General features: G+C 70.6%; 16 protein-coding genes and 1 pseudogene. 10 read left to right on the top strand and 7 right to left on the bottom strand.

All coding sequences use genetic code 11. The features are described 5' to 3' along the window. Positions 1 to 274 precede the first annotated feature (274 nt). The 7 genes and pseudogenes from ACZ4WV_RS27655 to ACZ4WV_RS27625 all read left to right on the top strand — a co-directional run. Positions 275 to 508 carry a hypothetical protein gene (locus tag ACZ4WV_RS27655; RefSeq protein ID WP_465751280.1) on the top strand — a complete coding sequence of 78 codons (234 nt, stop codon included), beginning with the start codon at positions 275 to 277 and terminating at the stop codon, positions 506 to 508. Further along, positions 505 to 639, top strand: coding sequence for a hypothetical protein (locus ACZ4WV_RS27650; RefSeq protein ID WP_465751278.1), 135 nt, complete (start codon positions 505 to 507; stop codon positions 637 to 639). Before ACZ4WV_RS27655 ends, ACZ4WV_RS27650 begins: the two co-directional genes overlap by 4 nt. Before the next feature lie 53 nt (positions 640 to 692). Then, positions 693 to 1,624, top strand: a protein-coding gene (locus ACZ4WV_RS27645; protein WP_465751286.1) for an IS5 family transposase whose coding sequence is annotated in 2 segments (ribosomal slippage) — positions 693 to 1,028 and positions 1,031 to 1,624 — 930 coding nt in all. Because the reading frame shifts where the segments join, the coding sequence is not laid out codon by codon here. Positions 1,625 to 2,101: 477 nt separating this feature from the next. Further along, positions 2,102 to 2,482, top strand: a complete 381-nt coding sequence (locus ACZ4WV_RS27640; RefSeq protein WP_465751276.1) for a hypothetical protein — start codon at positions 2,102 to 2,104, stop codon at positions 2,480 to 2,482. A 414-nt stretch (positions 2,483 to 2,896) separates the two neighbouring features. Then, positions 2,897 to 4,429, top strand: a complete 1,533-nt coding sequence (locus ACZ4WV_RS27635) for an endonuclease/exonuclease/phosphatase family protein (RefSeq protein WP_465751274.1) — start codon at positions 2,897 to 2,899, stop codon at positions 4,427 to 4,429. 171 nt (positions 4,430 to 4,600) lie between these two features. Then, complete coding sequence (locus ACZ4WV_RS27630) at positions 4,601 to 6,556, top strand: endo-beta-N-acetylglucosaminidase (RefSeq protein ID WP_465751272.1); 1,956 nt, start codon at positions 4,601 to 4,603, stop codon at positions 6,554 to 6,556. A 283-nt stretch (positions 6,557 to 6,839) separates the two neighbouring features. Then, a pseudogene (locus ACZ4WV_RS27625) lies at positions 6,840 to 7,052 on the top strand (xylose isomerase); the annotation flags it as partial. A 114-nt stretch (positions 7,053 to 7,166) separates the two neighbouring features. Here ACZ4WV_RS27625 and ACZ4WV_RS27620 read toward each other — a convergent pair. Continuing rightward, positions 7,167 to 8,660 carry a DEAD/DEAH box helicase gene (locus ACZ4WV_RS27620; RefSeq protein ID WP_465751270.1) on the bottom strand — a complete coding sequence of 498 codons (1,494 nt, stop codon included), beginning with the start codon at positions 8,658 to 8,660 and terminating at the stop codon, positions 7,167 to 7,169. 244 nt (positions 8,661 to 8,904) lie between these two features. Then, positions 8,905 to 9,108 (bottom strand): cold-shock protein, encoded by a 204-nt coding sequence (locus tag ACZ4WV_RS27615; RefSeq protein ID WP_030918248.1) that lies wholly within the window; start codon positions 9,106 to 9,108, stop codon positions 8,905 to 8,907. A gap of 289 nt (positions 9,109 to 9,397) precedes the next feature. Here ACZ4WV_RS27615 and ACZ4WV_RS27610 point away from each other — a divergent pair, with 289 nt between their 5' ends. Both ACZ4WV_RS27610 and ACZ4WV_RS27605 read left to right on the top strand, forming a co-directional pair. Continuing rightward, positions 9,398 to 9,625 carry a hypothetical protein gene (locus ACZ4WV_RS27610; RefSeq protein WP_465751268.1) on the top strand — a complete coding sequence of 76 codons (228 nt, stop codon included), beginning with the start codon at positions 9,398 to 9,400 and terminating at the stop codon, positions 9,623 to 9,625. A gap of 67 nt (positions 9,626 to 9,692) precedes the next feature. After that, entirely contained in the window at positions 9,693 to 10,067 is a 375-nt protein-coding gene (locus ACZ4WV_RS27605) for a hypothetical protein (RefSeq protein WP_465751266.1), read from the top strand. Between the two features lie 204 nt (positions 10,068 to 10,271). On the opposite strand, the gene araA is transcribed toward ACZ4WV_RS27605, so the two are convergent. From araA to ACZ4WV_RS27580, 5 genes are all read right to left on the bottom strand, one after another. Continuing rightward, positions 10,272 to 11,780 carry an L-arabinose isomerase gene (gene araA / locus ACZ4WV_RS27600; RefSeq protein WP_465751264.1) on the bottom strand — a complete coding sequence of 503 codons (1,509 nt, stop codon included), beginning with the start codon at positions 11,778 to 11,780 and terminating at the stop codon, positions 10,272 to 10,274. Positions 11,781 to 11,791: 11 nt separating this feature from the next. Continuing rightward, positions 11,792 to 12,460, bottom strand: coding sequence for an L-ribulose-5-phosphate 4-epimerase (locus tag ACZ4WV_RS27595; RefSeq protein ID WP_465751262.1), 669 nt, complete (start codon positions 12,458 to 12,460; stop codon positions 11,792 to 11,794). Beyond that, positions 12,457 to 14,148: a ribulokinase gene (locus ACZ4WV_RS27590; protein ID WP_465751260.1), complete on the bottom strand. Its 1,692-nt coding sequence runs from the start codon at positions 14,146 to 14,148 to the stop codon at positions 12,457 to 12,459. The genes ACZ4WV_RS27595 and ACZ4WV_RS27590 overlap by 4 nt, the downstream gene beginning before the upstream one ends. 347 nt (positions 14,149 to 14,495) lie before the next feature. After that, entirely contained in the window at positions 14,496 to 15,527 is a 1,032-nt protein-coding gene (locus ACZ4WV_RS27585) for a LacI family DNA-binding transcriptional regulator (protein WP_465751258.1), read from the bottom strand. 308 nt (positions 15,528 to 15,835) lie between these two features. Then, positions 15,836 to 17,200: an arabinofuranosidase catalytic domain-containing protein gene (locus ACZ4WV_RS27580; protein ID WP_465751284.1), complete on the bottom strand. Its 1,365-nt coding sequence runs from the start codon at positions 17,198 to 17,200 to the stop codon at positions 15,836 to 15,838. Between the two features lie 560 nt (positions 17,201 to 17,760). Here ACZ4WV_RS27580 and chvE point away from each other — a divergent pair. Beyond that, entirely contained in the window at positions 17,761 to 18,855 is a 1,095-nt protein-coding gene (gene chvE / locus ACZ4WV_RS27575; RefSeq protein ID WP_465751256.1) for a multiple monosaccharide ABC transporter substrate-binding protein, read from the top strand. The last annotated feature ends 64 nt before the right edge of the window (positions 18,856 to 18,919 follow it).

Genomic DNA, 18,919 nt, shown 5'->3' with positions numbered 1-18,919 from the left:
ACCAACTGGAACAGCTCCCACAACTCGTCCGGCACCAGCCGCTCCACGATCATCACCCGCGAAGCCTACCCAGCGATCCAAATGAGATGTCTTCTTAGGAGAACGCTGCATGATGCCAAGAGTGGGCCGCTCTCCGAGCGGCTCTTCTGGTGGTGCTCACGGCGCCGGATCTCCACGATCGCCGGTGCCGTGGCGCTGGTCCTGGCCGCGGAAACGGCGATGACGCTCGCCGTCACCGGCCAGGCCGTCGCCGTCGGAGCCAAGAGCGACAAGGGTGGATCCACCCAGAGGCTGCCAGGCGATGTTCTACTCGCTCGACTACGCCGGAGGCTGGGCAGTCGAAGCCGCGTGCGGCGTCGCCGGCTACGTGTGCAGCGCCGTCTGGTCCGGACTGCTCGCGGTCGCGAAGTACGCCTACCAGTGCCTGAACCGCTGCTGGAGCTGGAGCACCGCGGGGTACAAATTCGGTTACGCCTTCGCCTGGGCATCGGCGCCGGTGGGTCCATGAACTGGGCCTTGCGCAGGTACCGCTTCGAGATCAGGTACCTGCTGACCTATGCGCGCGGCCCGATCGTGAGAGTCCTCGGGTGGAGCACGTGGAATGCGGTCGACAACGCCGTCTACTGGATCCTGTACTAGGAGTTGTCCGGTCGATCATGTGACTATCGCCTGACTTGCTCGTTGGTCCGGGCATGGGGCGGGGTGATCTGACGGATGCCGAGTGGGAACGGTTACGGCCGTTCCTGCCGGTCAGCAACAGGCGTTGTGGCCGGTGGCGGGACCACCGGCAGGTGATCGACGGGATTCTGCACCGGGTGCGGACCGGGGTGCAGTGGCGCGATCTGCCCGAGCGGTTCGGGCCGTGGAAGACGGTCTACGAACGCCACCGGCTGTGGTCGGCCGACGGGACCTGGGAACGGCTCCTCCAGCAGGCCCAGGCCGAAGCCGACGCGGCCGGCGACATCGACTGGGACATCTCGGTCGACTCGACCGTCGTGCGGGCCCACCAGCACGCGGCTGGTGCCCGCAGCGACCCGCCGCCGGCTCTGGCCTCAAAGGGGGATGGGCCAGGGGAACACCAGGGCGAGACGCCGTGGCAGAGCCTCGTCGCGCGCCTGGTGGAGGTGGCGCTGGAGGCGAGGGCCTTGGCCGCTCGCGCGGCGGGTTCACGACCAAGGTCCACCTGAGCGCGGACGGCCGCTGTCGCCCGCTGTCCCTGATCGTCACGCCGGGGCAGCGGGCGGACTGCACACAGTTCGAGCCCGTGCTGGAGAAAATCCGTGTCCCGCGGACCGGTGCGGGCAGGCCCCGCAAGAAGCCCGACAGCCTGGCCGCGGACAAGGCCTACAGCAACGGCCCGTGCCGCGCCTACCTGCGCAGGCGTGGCATCCGACACGCGATCCCGGAGAAGACCGACAGCCTGGCCGCCCGCCTGCGCAAGGGCTCACGCGGCGGACGGCCACCAGGCTTCGACGAAGAACGGTACAAGAAACGCAACACCGTCGAACGAGCCATCAACAAGCTCAAGCACGCCCGAGCGGTGGCCACACGCTACGACAAACGCGGCTACGTCTACCTCCGCACCATCACCGCAGCCGCCCTCGTCATCTGGCTCCGCACATGATCGACCGGACAACTCCTAGTCCGTAACCTATAGTCCGACCCGAGTCGAATGGAGCGCACCGGTAGAGGTGCGCTCCATTCGACGAAAATCCCCCCTCCCGGACAATGGCGCAAGGACAGCTCGATGAACAAAGTGAAGACCTTCTGGGGGCAGGTCACCTATGCTCGCCCAGGGAACTCATGGACAGTCCTGGTGATCAACCTGACCTTCTGGCTCCTGCTCTAGGGGCCAATCTCGTCATGGTGTTCGGAATGTATACAACCAACTGGCGTGCCCTTGCCGGCGTCCTGGTATTCCTGCTCCCCATCATTCACGGCTTCGCCGTGATGGGGCGCAAGCTGAGGCTCCGCCGGCGATATTGAGCGCAATGGGGCACTCACTCCGGCCGGCCGATCGGCGATTATCCCCCCTCCACTGGCGGCCACCGCCACGCCGTCCGCTGTACTGCGGCGCTTCGGCCAGGGCCAAGCCCCCTGCATGACCACAGACCCGCGGCATGGCACCGTTTGGCGCAACGCCTCGCTGGCGGACCGCCTGTCGGATGTGAAGGGCGTGACGGCGTCCGGCAGTGTCACGCGGCTCTGCCAGGACAGCCCCTCCGTGGGGCAGCGCGCCGCCGACCTCGGGGGCGAACTGCCCTGGCTGCTGTTCGGCTCCCTCGCACTGCTGCTCTTCTCCCGGCTGCTGAAGGCCGTCCTGCTGCCTGGACCGTTCACCGACGCGGTGTCGCAACGCCTCTCCGCCCTCGGCCGGTTCGTCACCCTGGGCACGCCGCTGGCCGGCCTCGTCGCCGGTTGGTCGCAGTCCTGGCTCGTCGGGAGCATGGCGCCGCTCGTGGGTGCCAGCCGGGAGACCTGATCACCCACGACCCCGCCGAGCCGGCCTAGCGGCCCTCGATACCGGGACGACCAGCCTTTGCTGCTCAACGTCCCCAGCAGATCGGTCATTTGACTGCACGCCACCCCCGACGTCGAAGTCCTCGTCCCGCACCTCCTGGCAGTCGAGCGCTGCGGCGCAGCTCCCACTCCGGGCGCTCAGCGCCGGGCGCACGGATGCTCGGGCGGTCCGACGCGCTCCACCGTCCCGCCTCGGCGATTCCCCTGGCCGGGTGAAATCCTCACTCGACTATCTGCATACACACCAAACCAACGGGCGGGGACGGACGCCGCCTGCCGATCCTGGTCCCGGCTGACCGGGGCCGGCACCGGTGCGGAGGCGATCACGCCGGGCAGCGACGGAGCACGCATGCACGCGTGCCGGATTGGAGCGGTGATGCCGAACAGGCTGGGGCTGTACTCGAGCGAGCCGCTCAGGCCGGGACAGGACATCCTGGTGTACTACGAGACGGACGCGGCAGGTCACCACTGCGTCGCGCTCTACCCGAAGAGCGCGCAATCCCTGTCCGACTTCCTGCTCTTCCAGCCCGCCCCCGACCAGGCCGGTGTCGTGCGCTTCTCCGGAACCTCCACCGAGGCCCCGGGACGATCGATCGCACCGGGCTCCTACGTGCTCAGGCTGCTGCCCTACCCCGTGAACGGCGAACCGAAGGCGGTGCCACCCCTGCCGGCGCCGGAAGCCGAGTTCGAACTGCTCGACAGCCCCCACTTCCTGGTGGATTCCTTCATCACCGCCGGCGCCGTCGCCGGTGAGAAGTGCACGGTGCCCCTGGCGGGCATCCTGAAGACCTTCGACCGCACCGTCAGCTACGAGAAGCACAGCGGCGACGACTGGCTCACCGTCGACGCCCGTACCGGAACCATCACCGCCAACCCGTCGGAGACGGCCGCCGGACGGACCGGGCACATCGTGGTCACCGCACGCGACGACGCCACACCACCACGCACCACCAGCGTCGCCGTCACCGTGCCCGTGCGGGACGCCCAGACCACGAGGGTCGACCGGTTGCGAGTGGCCACCTGGAACCTCTGGTACGACGCGACGCAGGTGTGGAACGGCGAGGACAAGGTGTTGCGCTTCCTGCTCGAACAGGACGTCGACCTGGTGGCCTTCCAGGAGGTGCACCGCTATCGGGAGCCGGGCACGGCCCGCCGGCTCGCCGAGCGCCTGGGCTGGGACGTCCACGAGTACCCGCGCATCCACACGGACCCCGTGGACGACAAGGACGTCGCCCTGATCAGCCGGTACCCCATCGATCAGGACGACAGCGGCCACGGCGCCGAATTCCTGCGCTCGGCCGTCCAGATCGGCGATCTGACCGTCCAGGTGTGCACGGTGCACCTGGACTACCGGTCCTACGGCCCGGACGCGGCACCGGTCGGCAAGCGCCGCTACACCGAGGAAGTCGACGACACCGAGCGGCAGTCCGGGCGGCAGGCCGAGATGGAGGCGATCCTCGACAGCCTCGACGACCGCATCCAGCAGGCCGACGACAGCCCCGTCATCCTCCTGGGCGACTTCAACTGCCCGTCCCACCTGGACTGGGTCCCCGACCTGGCGGACGTGCCCCGCTCCGGCTGGCCGGCCACCTACCTGCTGCAGCTGAAGGGCTTCGAGGACTCGTACCGCACCGTCCACCCCGACCCCGAGGCGCACCCCGGCCTCACCTGGTCGCCCACCGCCCTGTGGCGCAAGGGCATGGACCGCGTCGAACCCCAGGACCGCATCGACTTCATCTTCCACAAGGGCCGCCGGCTCCGTGCCCTCGACTCCCGCGCCGGGGTGACGGGCCACAACGCGCCGGCCGTGGAACACCCGTCCTGGACCAACCCGCCGCGGTGCCACTTCAACGACTGGCCCTCCGACCACGCCGCCGTCATCACGACCTACCGGATCGACCACGGCTGAAATTCCGGCGGCGCCGGGTGTGACAGGCCTTCCGGAGCGTCACTGCTTCCCTCTGCCGCCAGACCGGGCTTGGAAACAGCACCGATGCCCTTTCGCGGGCCGAGCGGTGCACACCTCCCAAGCCGAAAGGCTTCCCGATCGCACTGCACCTGAAAGTACGAGGACCCAGGAATGGACAAGCAGACAGTCGCCCCCGAGATCCGTGAGGAAACGCATGTGGGCAGCGGGGACACCGGAGCCTCAGAGGCCTCGAGGCTCGCTCCCTATGCGCCTTACTGGTTCCCCGGCTGGCACAAGCCGCTGCCGGGCAAGGACATCCTCGAATGGGACCCGGCCACGGACCCCGACGCGGCATTCAACCGTTCCCGAGTTCCGCTCGCGCCCCGGGAGCAGCGCCGGGAACTGAACCCGGACGGCAACGCCCGCGCCCGGCAGGGAAAGATCGTCGCGTGCGCCGAGTTCTACCCGACCTCCGGAAACCCGTCCCAACAGTTGAACGACTGCCGCTACTACGCCTTCGGCTTCTGGCAGTACGTGGACATCCTGGTGTTCTGGGCGGGCTCGGCAGGCGAGGGCATCATCGTGCCTCCCAACGGGCCGATCGTCGACGCGGCCCACCGCAACGGCGTGAAGGTCTACGGCAACGTCTTCTTCGCCCCCACGGGCCATGGCGGAGAGACCGGATGGGTGGACGACTTCGTCGCCGTCGAAGGCAACACCTACCCCGTGGCGGACAAGCTGATCCAGATCGCCCAGTACTACGGCTTCGACGGCTGGTTCATCAACCACGAGATGGACAAGCACGGCCGTGACGAATTGCGTGACCTCATCCGCTACGCACGGGCGTCGAACACCGTGGAATTCATGTGGTACGACAACGATAGAACGTTCGACGACGACAGGAAGGATCTGCTTCAGCACGGTGGTGAGCGTGTCTGCGACTCGGTGTTCATCGACTACGACTGGGACGGGAACGTCGCCGACTCCGTCGCCACGGTCAAGGAGATCCTTCGCAGCCCCTACGACCTCTTCTTCGGCTGGGAGGTCGACAAGAAAACGGTGAGCATTCCCGCCGAGGTCTGTCCCGATGGAGAGGACCACCTGGCTTCCGTCGGGCTGTTCGCCACCCACAGCGCCTCCAACTGGAAGCGGAAGAACGACGACAAGTACAAGAACGACGCCGCGCTGTGGCTGAAGGACTTCTACACCCAGGAAACCGCCTACTGGGCCGGCCCGGGGAAAAACGGCCGACAAGGAATCGGCCACTGGATCGCCGAGGCCACACCCGTGCGCCGGCTGCCGTTCATCACCCACTTCAACACCGGTCACGGCCTCGCTCACCACCACGCGGGCGTCAAGAACAGCACCAGCGCCTGGGCCAACCTCAGCGTGCAGGACGTGCTGCCCACCCGTCGGTGGCGGGTCATCACCCAGGGAGGCTCCACCCTGACCCCGGCGATGGACTTCACCGACGCCTTCCACGGAGGCTCGTGCCTGCGACTGACCGGAGGCCTCAAGAAGGACAACCCCGTGGATCTCCTGCTCTACGACTGCCGGTTGGCTATCACCGCCGCCACGGAGATCAGCATCCGCATCAAGGTCCCGGCCGGCTCTCCGATCACCGTCGACGCCCTGCTCGCCTTCAGCAGCGCGCCGGCCACCCAGCGGAGCGTCCCGCTCACAGCCGGTTCCACGACCAGCAGCGGCTGGACGACCTACACCGGCTCCCTGAAGGACGACGCCGGCTGGACCGTCGTCCAGCTCGGTCTGCGGCTGAGCGCCTCCTCCGACGCCACCTACGACGTCAGGGTCGGTCAACTCGCCGTCACCTCCGGCGCCCTGACCGCACCGCAGGGCCCGGCCGGCCTGCGGGTGACGGACACAGCCGCCGTCGACAGCAACCGCAAGGCCCTCCGTCTCGCCTGGACGCCCGCCGCGGACACGGAGTCGGTGCACCACTACGACATCCTGCGCGGCGACACCTGGCTGGGCTCGACCACCAATGACGTCTTCTACGTCGGCCGCCTGGACCGGAACAACGAAGCCAAGACCACGTTGTCGGTCGTCGCCGTCGGCCCCGACGGCAGCCGTTCACAGCGGAGCAACACCGAGGTCTCCTGGTCCTGAAGGCTGCCGGTAACCGGTAACTCGTCGAGTGCGCCGGGCCGCCGCTCCGCCCTGCGGGCGCCGGCCCGGTAGTGGCGCGGGCCGGCAGCGCCCGAGCCCGCCGCTCTTCGGTGGCGACGGCGCCGTCACCAAAGGGCTGATCCTCCCGCTGGAGTGACATCGTCACGGCCGACCCGCCGGGCACCCTGCGACCCGTGGGCCCAGCGCGAGCCTGCCCCGGCCGCCGCGACGGTTGGCGCGCCGTCAGAGACCAGCGCGCCGAGAAGCTCCCGTTCCTCCGGGTCAGCCGCAGGCGGCCGCCGCGACCACGAACTCGCTGCCCGAACTCGCCCTCCCCACGGCCGAGGACGGCCTGCACGGCCTGGAAGGCCTGGAAGGCCTGCTCGCGGACCGCACCGCCTTCGAGGACTTCGACGTGGACGCCGCCGCCCGCCGCGGCATGGCCTTCGAGCAGTTGGACCAGCCGGCCCAGGAACACCTCCTCGGTGCCCGCTGATCCCGGACACGGCGGAGCCGGGCCGTGCCCGTGGCACGACCCGGCTCCGGATGCCCGGCAGCCCGCGCTGTTCCGATCAGGCCGGGCTGCGGCCGTCGGGCGGGCGCGGTGCTGCTACGCCACGCGGGCGGGTCGCCGGGGCGCCCGGCGGCGGCCGGCGGCGGCGCGGGAGTCGCCGGAGGTCTGGGCGGGACGCCCGTAGCGGGCTCGGCGCGGCCGTTCGATCACGGGGTCGGCGACGACGACGGGCACGCCGGTGGGCACCCGGGCGCCGGTGATGCGGGCCAGGTCCTCGTCCCCGGCGCTGACCCTGGTCGTGACGGGGGTGATGCCGGCGGTGTTCATCGTCCGGGCCATCTCGCGGCGCTGGTTGGGCAGCACCAGCGTGACCACGGTGCCGGACTCGCCCGCCCGAGCGGTGCGCCCACCCCGGTGCAGGTAGTCCTTGTGGTCGCCCGGCGGGTCCAGGTTGACGACCAGGTCCAGACCGTCGACGTGGATGCCCCGGGCGGCGACGTTGGTCGCGATCAACGCGGTGACCTCGCCGGCGCGGAACTGCTCCAGGGTGCGGGTGCGCTGCGGCTGCGACTTGCCGCCGTGCAGCGCCGCGGCCTTCACACCGTTCGCGAGCAGGTCCTCGACCAGACGGTCCGCGCCGTGCTTGGTGTCGATGAACATGATCACCCTGCCGTCGCGGGACGCGATGTGGGCGATCGTGGCGTTCTTGTCGAAGTTCTGCACCTGCAGCACGTGGTGCTCCATGGTGCCGACCGCGCCCGCGGACGGGTCCACCGAATGGGTGACCGGGTCCTTGAGGAACCGCCGCACCAGGCGGTCGACGTCGCGGTCCAGGGTGGCGGAGAACAGCATGGTCTGGCCGTCCGCGGCGACCTGCTCCAGGAGCTCGGTGACCTGCGGGAGGAAGCCCATGTCGGCCATCTGGTCGGCCTCGTCGAGCACCGTGATGCCGACCCGGTCCAAGCGGCAGTCGCCGCGCTGGATCAGGTCCTTGAGCCGGCCCGGGGTGGCCACCACGACCTCGGCCCCACGGTTCAGCATCCACGCCTGGCGGCTGATCGACGTGCCGCCGACCACGGTCGCCATCCGCAGGCGGACGGCGCGGGCGTAGGGGGTGAGGGCCTCGGTGACCTGCTGCGCGAGTTCGCGGGTGGGCACCAGCACCAGGGCCAGCGGGCAGCCCGGCTCGGCCCGCTGCCCGGCGGTGCGGCCCAGCACGGCGAGGCCGAACGCGATGGTCTTGCCGGAGCCGGTCCGGCCCCGTCCGAGGACGTCGCGGCCGACCAGCGAGTTCGGCAGCGTCGCGGCCTGGATCGGGAACGGCGCGGTGACGCCCTGGCCGGTCAGCACCGACAGCAGCGCCTTCGGCATGTCCAGCTCATCGAAGGACTCGACGGCCGGCAGTGCCGGGGTGGTGCTCACCGGCATCGCGAACTCGCTCGGCGCGGAGGAGCCCGAAGTGCGCCGGCCGGAGGAGCGTCGGCCGGCGGCGGGCCGGTCGCCGTAGAAGGAGCTGCCGCCGGAGCGGGAGCCCGCGGCGGAGCGGAAGTCGGCGCCGTTTCGGTACGAGGGGCGACTGGTACGGGTCATACGGGAAACCTTCCTCGGGGCGGCACGTTACGAGGAAGGCTCCGTGGCGCGGGGCGCAGGCGGAGACCGCAAGGAAACGGGCCGGACGCGGCGCTGAGCGTCTCGCGTGGGAATGGCCCGCCGGTGGCGGAGCCAGGGGCCTGAACGGCCGGAGGGTGCGCCGTGGCACAAAGCCGAGGGGCCCGCACCGTGCATGTGCGCGGTACGGGCCCCTCGCTGCTAGGCAGGTGCCGTGGCAGAAGAACTACAGCGGGCGAATGTTCTCGGCCTGCGGGCCCTTCTGGCCCTGCGTGACGTCGAACTCGACCTTCTGGCCCTCAAGCAGCTCACGGAAGCCGTTGGCGTTGATGTTCGAGTAGTGGGCGAAGACGTCCGGGCCGCCACCCTCCTGCTCGATGAAGCCGAAGCCCTTCTCCGCGTTGAACCACTTCACAGTGCCATTAGCCATTAAGAAATCTCCTTCAAGGGACCGTCTGAAGCACGCACGGTGCGAGCTTCGAGTCACCGCATGGAGCGCCCGCCGGGGAAGAGCCGGGGAACAAAAATGCGCCTGCATACATCAGCAGGCGCACACAAAGTTCATGGGAACCACTACTGCAACTACCTCGACTGTAGCAGGCCACGGCGGGCGATGGCGAGATCCCCCGCGCCCGGTTCCGGGTGGCCGCGCGGTCCGCGGGGAAATCGTGTGCGCGGGAGAGGCCCACGGCCGGGTTTCCCGGCGCATACTGTGCATGATGAATAAATTCTCAGCAGGTCGCCGCCCCCTGCCCACCAGCCCCTTCAAGGCCCGGATGGAGGCACCGCGCAAGCACTTCGCCGTCGGGGACCGGGTCACCCATGACGGCTACGGCCTCGGCCGGGTCATCGACGTCGAAGGTGACGGCGACATCGCGGTGCTCGTCGACTTCGGATCACGGAGGGAACGCATCACCCAGCCGTACACCGCGATGTTCAAACTCTGACCGCCGGAAGCCGGCCGGCCGTCGCAGCACGGTCCGGACGGCCTTCGCGGGCACTATCCTCAGGTCCATGTCGAAACCTGATGCGCTGCTCGTCGACATCGCCGCGATGGTGGAGTCCGAGCGCAGCAACCAGATGCCCCTGACCGTGGTCGTCCCGGGGGCGGTCATCACCGGTCGTTTGGCACCGGAACGCCTGTGGCTGGAACGGGTGGCCGAAGTCCTCGCCTCCTCAGACCACTTGAAGCCCTTCGCCACGCTCTTCGCGGCGCCCGCCGGCGGCGACCCGGCTTCGCCCGACGACCGGCCCACCCACCTGCACCTGCACGTCGCCCGCATTCTGCAGGGCAGCTTCGGCCTGCCCCACACCGGCGGCCTGTACCGGATCGCCATCGCCGACATCAGCAGCTGGACGGTGGGAGACCTCAGCTACTCCGACCACTGACCGCTCCCCGCCTGGCGGCGGGGGTCCGCCGCCAGGCGGGATGTCCTCGGCGCAACGCCGACGGGACGGCTTGACGCCGAGTCAACACGGCCGACGCCATCGCCCGGGGACGGGCGGTGGCGTCGTCGAGCATCCGGCGGCCGACCCGCAAGGGGGGTCCTCGCCGTAGCCTCGCGGGCGGGTGCGTCACTCCTGGACGGCGTCTCACAGCCCCTGGGCCAGGCGGTGGTACGCCTGGTTCCAGCGCAGTTCCCTGGTGAACCGGCGGATGGACGTGTCGTGGTCGATCGACACCAGCTCCACGCCGAGCATCTCGGCGAGATCCTCGAGTTCCTCCGTGCCGACCGCACCGGAGAGCACGGTGTGGTGCGGCGCGCCGGCTGTCAGCCAGGCCTCGGTGGAGGTGCGCAGGTCCGGCCGCGGCTTCCAGACGGCGCGGGCGACCGGCAGGCGCGGCAGCGGCTCCGGCGGCGCGACCACCTCCACCTCGTTGGCGACCAGCCGGAACCGGTCGCCCAGATCCGCGAGGCCGACCACCACGGCCGGGCCGGGTTCGGCGTCGAAGACAAGGCGGACCGGGTCCTCCCGCCCGCCGATGGACAGCGGGTGGATCTCGCAGGAGGGGGTGCCGGCCGCGATGCTCGGGCAGACCTCGAGCATGTGCGCGCCGAGGATCAGCTCGTGGCCGGGCTCCAGGTGGTAGGTGTAGTCCTCCATGAAGGAGGTGCCGCCGGGCAGACCGGTGGCGGCGAGCTTGAGGGTGCGCAGCAGGGTGGCGGTCTTCCAGTCGCCCTCGCCCCCGAAGCCGTAGCCGTCGGCCATCAGCCGCTGCACCGCCAGGCCGGGCAGCTGGCGCAGCCCGCCGAGGTCCTCGAAGTTGGTGGTGAAGGCCCGGAAGCCGCCCTGCTCCAGGAAGCCGCGCAGGCCGAGCTCGATGCGCGCGGCGTAGCGCAGCGACTCGTGGCGCTCCCCGCCGGCCCGCAGCTCGGGCGCCAGGCGGTAACCGTCCTGGTACTCCTTGACCAGCGCGGTGACGTCGGCGTCGTCGGTCGCGTCCACCGCGGCGACGAGGTCGTTGACGCCGTACGTGTTGACGGAGACCCCGAGGCGCAGCTGGGCCTCGACCTTGTCGCCCTCGGTGACGGCGACGTCGCGCATGTTGTCGCCGAAGCGGGCGACCTTGAGGCCGCGCAGCTCGGCGCGGCCGGCGGCGGCACGGGTCCAGCCGGAGACCCTGGCCGTCACGGTCGGGTCGCTGACGTGTCCGGCGACGGTTTTGCGCGCCACTCCCAGACGCGACTGGATGTAGCCGAACTCGCGGTCGCCGTGGGCGGCCTGGTTCAGGTTCATGAAGTCCATGTCGATGGACTGCCAGGGCAGTTCGACATTGGCCTGGGTGTGCAGGTGGAGCAGCGGCTGCTGCAGGCCGGCCAGGCCGGCGATCCACATCTTCGCCGGGGAGAAGGTGTGCATCCAGGCGATCAGGCCGATGCAGTCGTCCGCGGAGTCGGCCTCCAGGCAGATCCGGCGGATGGCGCTCGCGTCGGTGAGGACGGGCTTCCAGACCACCTCGACCGGCACGGCCGGGTCGCGGTTCAGGGTGTCGGCGATCCGCCGGGACTGCTCGGCGACCTGGCGCAGCGTGTCCTCGCCGTAGAGCCCTTGGCTCCCGGTCAGGAACCAGACCCGGCGTCCGTCCAGTGGCTTCTTCACGGGGTGGCTCCTCATCGGGCCTGGGGTTGGCCGTAGACGTTCCGGTAGCGGTGGTTGAGGCTGTCGATGTCCGCCTGGGCGATCGACAGCGGCTCGCCGAGCTGGCGGGAGAGGTGGACGGTGCGGGCGACGTCCTCGCACATCACGGCGGCCTTCACGGCGGCCTCGGCGTCCTTGCCGATGGTGAAGACGCCGTGGTTCTGCATCAGGACGGCGGGCGAGCGGTGGCCCGTGAGGGTGTCGACGATACCTCGGCCGATCGAGTCGTCGCCGATCAGGGCGAACGGGCCGACCGGGATCTCGGCGCCGAACTCGTCGGCCATGGCGGTGAGGACGCAGGGGACGGGCTCGCCGCGGGCCGCCCAGGCGCAGGCGTAGGTGGAGTGGGTGTGGACGACTCCGCCGACCTCGGGCAGGTGGCGGTAGACGTAGGCGTGCGCGGCGGTGTCGGAGGAGGGCGCGTGGTCGCCCTCGACGACCTTGCCGTCGAGGTCGCAGACGATCATGTTGGCGGGCGTCAGCTCGTCGTAGGGGACGCCGCTGGGCTTGATGACCAGCAGGTCCTCCCCGGGAACGCGGGCGGAGACGTTCCCGGCGGTCCAGACCACCAGGTGGTAGCGGACCAGCTCCTGGTGGAGGACGCTGACCTGGCGGCGGATGAGGTCGGTGGTCGCGTTCACGGGGCCTCGCTCGTGGTGGTGAGGGCGGCGTTGCGGATGTCGTGCAGGCGGTGCAGGAGCTTGTCGGCGCCGAGTCCGAAGTGGTCGTGCAGGGCCCGGTACTCGGCGAAGAGCCGGTCGTAGGTGTCGGCGGCGGTCCGGTTCGGCTGGTAGGCGCCCCGGTGCACCCGGCCCATCGCGGCGGCCGCGGTCCGCACGTCCGGGTAGGCGCCGGCGGCGACGGCGGCGTGGATCGCCGAGCCGAGCGCCGGGCCCTGCTCGGATCGGGCCACCGAGACCGGGCGGCGCAGCACGTCGGCATAGGTCTGCATCAGCAGGGCGTTCCTCTTCAGGCCGCCGCTGACGATGAACTCGGTGACGGGGACTCCGCCCTGCTCCAACGCCTCGACGATGACACGGGTGCCGTAGGCGGTCGCCTCCAGCAGCGCCCGGTAAACATCCTCGGGGCGGGTGGCGAGGGTGAGTCCCACGATCACGCCGGAGAGGTGGTGGTCGACCAGGGTGGAGCGGTTGCCGTTCATCCAGTCGAGCGCCACCAGGCCGTGGGCGCCCGCGGGTTGGGCGGCCGCCTTGCGGGTGAGGAGCCGGTGCAGGTCCTCGCCGGTGGCCTCGGCCTCGGCCAGGTAGTCGGCGGGGACTCCCTGGCGCAGCCACCAGGCGAAGATGTCGCCGACGGCGCTCTGGCCGGCTTCGTAACCGTAGGAGCCGGCGATGATGCCGTCCCGGACCACGCCGCAGATGCCGGGGACCTCGGCGAGAGTGGCGCCGTTGACCACGTGGCAGGTCGAGGTGCCCATGATGGCGAGGAGTTGGCCGTCGTCGACGGCGCGGGCGGCCGGTGCGGCCACGTGGGCGTCGACGTTGCCGGCGGCGACCGCGATGCCGGCGGGCAGGCCGGTCCACTCCGCGGCCCGCGCAGCGAGCCGACCGACCCGGGAGCCGAGCGGGGAGAGCGGGTGCTCCAGGCGGGTACGGGCGAAGTCGGCGAAGTCCAGGTGGAGCGCGGCGAGGTAGTCCTCGCCCGGGTAGCCACCGTCCTGGTGGATGCCCTTGTAGCCGGCGGTGCAGGTGTTGCGGCTCTCGGCTCCGGTCAGCTGCCAGACGATCCAGTCGGCGGCTTCGATCCAGCGCTCGCAGGCGGCGTAGACGGCCGGGTCCTCCTCCAGGACCTGCAGCGCCTTGGCGTACTGCCACTCGGCGGAGATCCGGCCGCCGTACCGGGCGATCCACTTCTCGCCTCGGGCGTGGGCCAGCGCGTTGATCCGGTCGGCCTGGGGCTGGGCGGCGTGGTGCTTCCAGAGCTTGGGCCAGGCGTGCGGGCGGGATGCCCAGGCGGCCGTCTCGGCCAGCGGGGTGCCGTCGGCGAGCACGGGCAGGACGGTGCAGGAGGTGAAGTCGGTGGCGATGCCGATGACGCGGGCGGGGTCGACATCGGCGGCGGCGAGTGCGGCCGGGACGGCGGCGCGCAGCACCTCGCGCCAGTCCGCCGGGTGCTGCAGCGCCCAGTCGGGCGGGAGCGGCCGGCCGGTGCCGGGCAGTTCACGCTCGATCACGGCGTGCGGGTAGTCGTGGACGGCGGTGCCGATCTCCTCGCCGTCCCGTACCCGGACCACCACCGCGCGGCCGGAGAGGGTGCCGAAGTCGACGCCGACGACGTAGCGGTCCGGTTCGGGGAAGGTAGCCGTCACGTCGGTTCCTCATCCTTCGTACGAGAGGCCTGGGTTGGCGCCTGTCGCCGGTGCGGCCTCGACCGGGGCAGGGGTGGGGCGCACCGGCGACAGGCTTCGTTCCGCTGCCTCTCCCTCCGGAGGGCGGAACGGTCCGCCGTCGGCCGGGCGTGCGGAAGCGGGAAGCAGCGGCCCGGTCGGCGGAGTTGAGGAGCCGTTCTGTTAGCGCTCACAGAGATTGTTAGCGCTAACAAATATCGTGTCAAGGGAGGTTCCGCAGCTGGGCCAGCGAGCCGGGCGTGGCGAGCACGGGGTCGGACAGGGTGGTCAGGGCTCCCTGGGCGCCCGTCGGGGCGGCCCGTGCTGCCTCAGCGCCGGACGGCGGGGCCCACGCTGCGCCGCAGCACCATCTCCGGGGCGATCTCCACCCGGGCGTGCGAGAGCGCTCCGCCCTCCAGCTCCTCGACCAGCAGTCCCAGCGCTCTGCGGCCGAGCTCGCCGAAGTCCTGCCGCACGGTGGTCAGCGGCGGGGTGAAGTAGGCGGCCTCCGGGATGTCGTCGAAGCCGACCACACTGATCTCCTCCGGCACGGACCGGCCGGCCTCGTGCAGGGCCCGCAGCAGACCGAGCGCCATGTGGTCATTGGCGCAGAAGACGGCGGTGACATCGGGCAGTTGAGCGATCCGCAGCCCCGCCTGGTAGCCGGACCGGGCGCTCCAGTCGCCGCGCTCCACGTCCGGCACCGGCGCTCCGGCCACCTCCAGGGTGAGGCGCCACCCCTCCTCGCGGTCCTGGCTCTCCAGCCAGTTGGGCGGGCCCGCCAGGTGGTGAACGGTGCGGTGGCCCAGGTCGAGCAGGTGCCCGGTGGCCTCTCCGGCGCCGGTGCGGTTGCCCACCGACACCATCGGCACCCGCGTCTGGTTGCCCGATCCGACCGCGACGACCGGCACCGAACTGGAGAGCCGGGCCACCGCGCTGACGGCGGAGGTCTGCGGCGCGATCACCACGACGCCCTCCACCCCCTGGTCGCGCAGCCGGTCGACGGCCTCCTGGACGGAACGGCCGTCCAGGGAGCGGAGACTGGTCACGCTCACGAAATAGCCGGCGCTGCGCGCGGCGCGCTCGATGCCGTCCAGCATCGAGGCGGGGCCGTAGAGGGTGGAGTCGAAGCTCACCACGCCGAGGGTCTGCGAGCGGCGGGTGACCAGGGCGCGGGCGGCGGAGTTGGGCCGGTAGTCCAGCTCCCGGATGGCGGCCAGCACCCGGTCCCGGGTGTCCGGCCGCACGTGCGGGGCGCCGTTGAGCACCCGGGACACCGTCTGGTGGGACACGCCCGCCAGTTTAGCCACGTCCGCCATCACGGGCTGGCGCTGTTCCGTCCCGGCGCTGTCGGTTCCCACTCGCAGTCCCCTCCTCGGCTGTGACCACAGTACGCGACCGGGTTCGGGCCGATGCGTCACCGTCGGCCGACGGGCCGTCCCCCTTCTCACCGGCCGTTCGGGTCGACCACACCCGGCCGTCCCGGTGGGTTCACGCGCACGGGTTCGCCCTCGCCGCCAGACGGGCCGCCCGCCCGGCGGGCTCGGCGGCCGGCGCCGTGCGGGGCGACGGCGGTCGGGCCCCGGCTCCGCAGGGCGCGGAGCCGGGGCCCGACCGGAGCGCGGGCGCAGCTGCTGGGCCCTGTCCGGCCGATCTTGCCGGACAGGGCCTAGCCGAAGGTCCACTTCTGGTTGTCGCCGCCCCAGCAGGTCCACAGTTGGACGGGCGTGGCATCGGCGACGGCCGCCCCGGCGACGTCCAGGCACCGGCCGGACGGGACGCCGGTCACGCTGCCGTCGGCGTTGAAGCGCCACTGCTGGTTGGTGCCACCGTTGCAGGGCCAGGTCACCACCTTGGTGCCGTCCGCCGTAGCGCCTCCGGAGGCGTCCAGGCACAGCGTGGTGCCGGAGACGTTCACGGTGAGCCGGCCGTCGGCGGTGCGGGACCAGGCCTGGTTCGCCGCTCCGGAGCAGCCGTGGATCTGTACCTGCAGCCCGGGCGTGGTGGAGGCGTTCGGGACGTCCAGGCACTTCCCCGAACCGCTGCCGCGCAACGCCCCGGTGGTGGCGCCGGGGTCGGTGTAGCCGGCGGCCACGACGTTCGCCTGGACGGCGTTCTCGGTGGCCTCCGACGGGTAGCCGGAGGTCATCACCCCTTCGTAGAAGGTGCCGCGGGCGCCCTTGCTGTTGTCACCGCCGATGCCGAGGATGATCGCGCCCTCCTTGTGCATCGGGTTGTAGCCCGACGCGTTCGGGCGCGGTCCGGAGTAGAAGGTCGACAGGCCGCCGGACCGGGCGTCGCCGGCCCGGATCGCCCACTGGTTCGGGGCGCCCTTGACCATGGCCGTCAGGTAACGATGGTTCACCGTCGGGTCGTTGGCGTTGTAGCCCGGGTTGGCGCCGGAGAACAGGCCGTTCTCCAGGTCGGCCATCACCCAGGGGCCGGGGCCGCTGCCGTAACCCCAGACCTTGATGGTGCCGAAGTAGATGGCCTCCATGTGGCCGTTGCCGGTGTCGTTGCCGCTGGTCTCGGCGTTGCCGTAGTCGAAGCAGCAGCCGCCGTTGTCGTGGGTGCCGTCGAGGATCGCGTACATCCCCTCGGGCTGGTCGCCGGTGGCGATGCCGGAGGTGTGGTTGTTGCGGTAGCCGGTGCCCGGCGCGACGTACACGCCGTAGGCGCGGTGGCCGTTCAGGGTGGTGGGGGCGAGGGCGGCGTCCGCGAGGTCGTCGGGGCCGGGCGCGGCCCCGCCCCCGGGTGCCTGGGTGAGGTGGTTGCGCCGGCCGCTCTGGTCGTAGATCACGGTGATCACGCAGGTGGTGCCGGCGCAGAACGCGTCCTGCCCGGCGGCGTCGGCGTAGCCACCGGAGCTCAGGACGCCGATGTCGCGCAGCGCCTGGTCCGACGCGCGCCGGACCTGATAGAGCGGCCCGGTGTAACCGGCGTACAGCGCACGGGTGGTGCTGTGTGCGGCCACGCAGGGCGTGCCGCCGGCGGCGTAGAGGTCGCACGGGCCCTGCGCGGCAGCCTGTGCCACACCGCTGGTCGCGGGTCGCGCCGGCCAGGGCGCCGACCAGGACGGCGAGCGCCGCCCCGGCCCGGGCGAGGCGGCGCAGCGCGCCGCGTCCACGGGTTGTCGTGGTGTTGTCACTCATGAGTCTCCCTTGCTCAGCGTCGAGAGCGGTCAAGGTATGTGAGCGCTAACAATCAATCCTTCGATGACGGGCTTCTGCCGGGGCGGAGGGTGGACGGGTTCCTGGACCGGTGACAGTGCCCTCACCGACCGTGGCCCGTCAAGACTTTCAACACAACCGCTGCCCAGAGGCGGCCGATCCGGGCGCGAACAACTGCCACGACGCATGTCCCGTGACCGGCAAAGTGGTTGACGCCCCATGAGCGCGCATCGGATCCGTGATCCCACACCCCTTGACGGCGCTCTTGTGAGCGTTAACACTTCATGTCACGCCAGGCCAGGGCGGCCGCAGCCCCGACGTTCCCCCACAGGAGGGACCGCTCCCGGCCGGCCCCGCCCGACTGCTCCCAGCCGCCCGACCGGGGCCGCTGTGCCGGTCGCGGAACACCATCACTGGAGGAACTGTGCGGAAGCTTTCAGCGGGCCTGGTCGCGGTGGGACTGGCGCTCTCGTCGGCGGCCTGCGGCCAGAGCGCCAACGGCGTCGGCGACCGGGCGGCCAAGGGTGACGCCAAGGGCGGGCTGGTCGGCATCGCGATGCCGACCAAGTCATCGGAACGCTGGATCGACGACGGCAGGAACATGGTCAAGGAGTTCCAGGCGAAGGGCTACCAGACCGATCTGCAGTACGGCGACAACGTGGTGGAGAACCAGGTCTCCCAGCTGGAGAACATGATCACCAAGGGCGCCAAGCTGCTGGTGGTCGCCGCCATCGACGGCTCGTCCCTCACCAACGTGCTGCAGAAGGCCGCCGACGCGCACATCCCGGTCATCTCCTACGACCGGCTGATCCGGGGCACCGCGAACGTCGACTACTACGCGACCTTCGACAACTACAAGGTCGGTGTCCTCCAGGGCGGTTACATCGTCGACAAGCTCGGACTCAAGGACGGCAAGGGCCCGTTCAACATCGAGCTGTTCGCCGGCTCGCCGGACGACAACAACGCCACCTTCTTCTTCAACGGTGCGATGAGCGTCCTCAAGCCGTACATCGACCAGAAGAAGCTCGTCGTGCAGAGCGGCCAGACCGACTTCAACCAGGTCGCCACGCTGCGCTGGGACGGCGGCCTCGCCCAGTCCCGGATGGACAACCTGCTGAGCAAGGCCTACACCTCCACCCACGTCGACGCGGTGCTCTCGCCCTACGACGGCATCTCGATCGGCATCCTCTCCTCGCTCAAGGGCGTCGGCTACGGCACCGCCAAATCGCTGCCGATCGTCACGGGCCAGGACGCCGAGCTGGCCTCGGTGAAGTCGATCATCGCGGGCGAGCAGACCCAGACCGTCTACAAGGACACCCGCCAACTGGCCAAGGCGGCCGTCCAGATGGGCGACGCCCTGCTGACCGGCGGGAAGCCCGAGGTCAACGACACCAGCCAGTACGACAACGGCGTGAAGACCGTCCCGGCGGAGCTGCTCCAGCCGGTCAGCGTCGACAAGGACAACTACCGGAAGGTCCTGGTCGACAGCGGCCAGTACACCGCCGACCAGCTCAAGTAGCCCGTGGGGCCCGGCCGACGGGCCCCACGCCGAACCGGCGGTACGGAGCCGTACCCTCCGACGC

Source organism: Kitasatospora sp. NPDC029312 (assembly GCF_055569215.1).
Note: the sequence above shows the minus strand (reverse complement) of the source record. Positions and strands in the feature narration are given on the sequence as shown.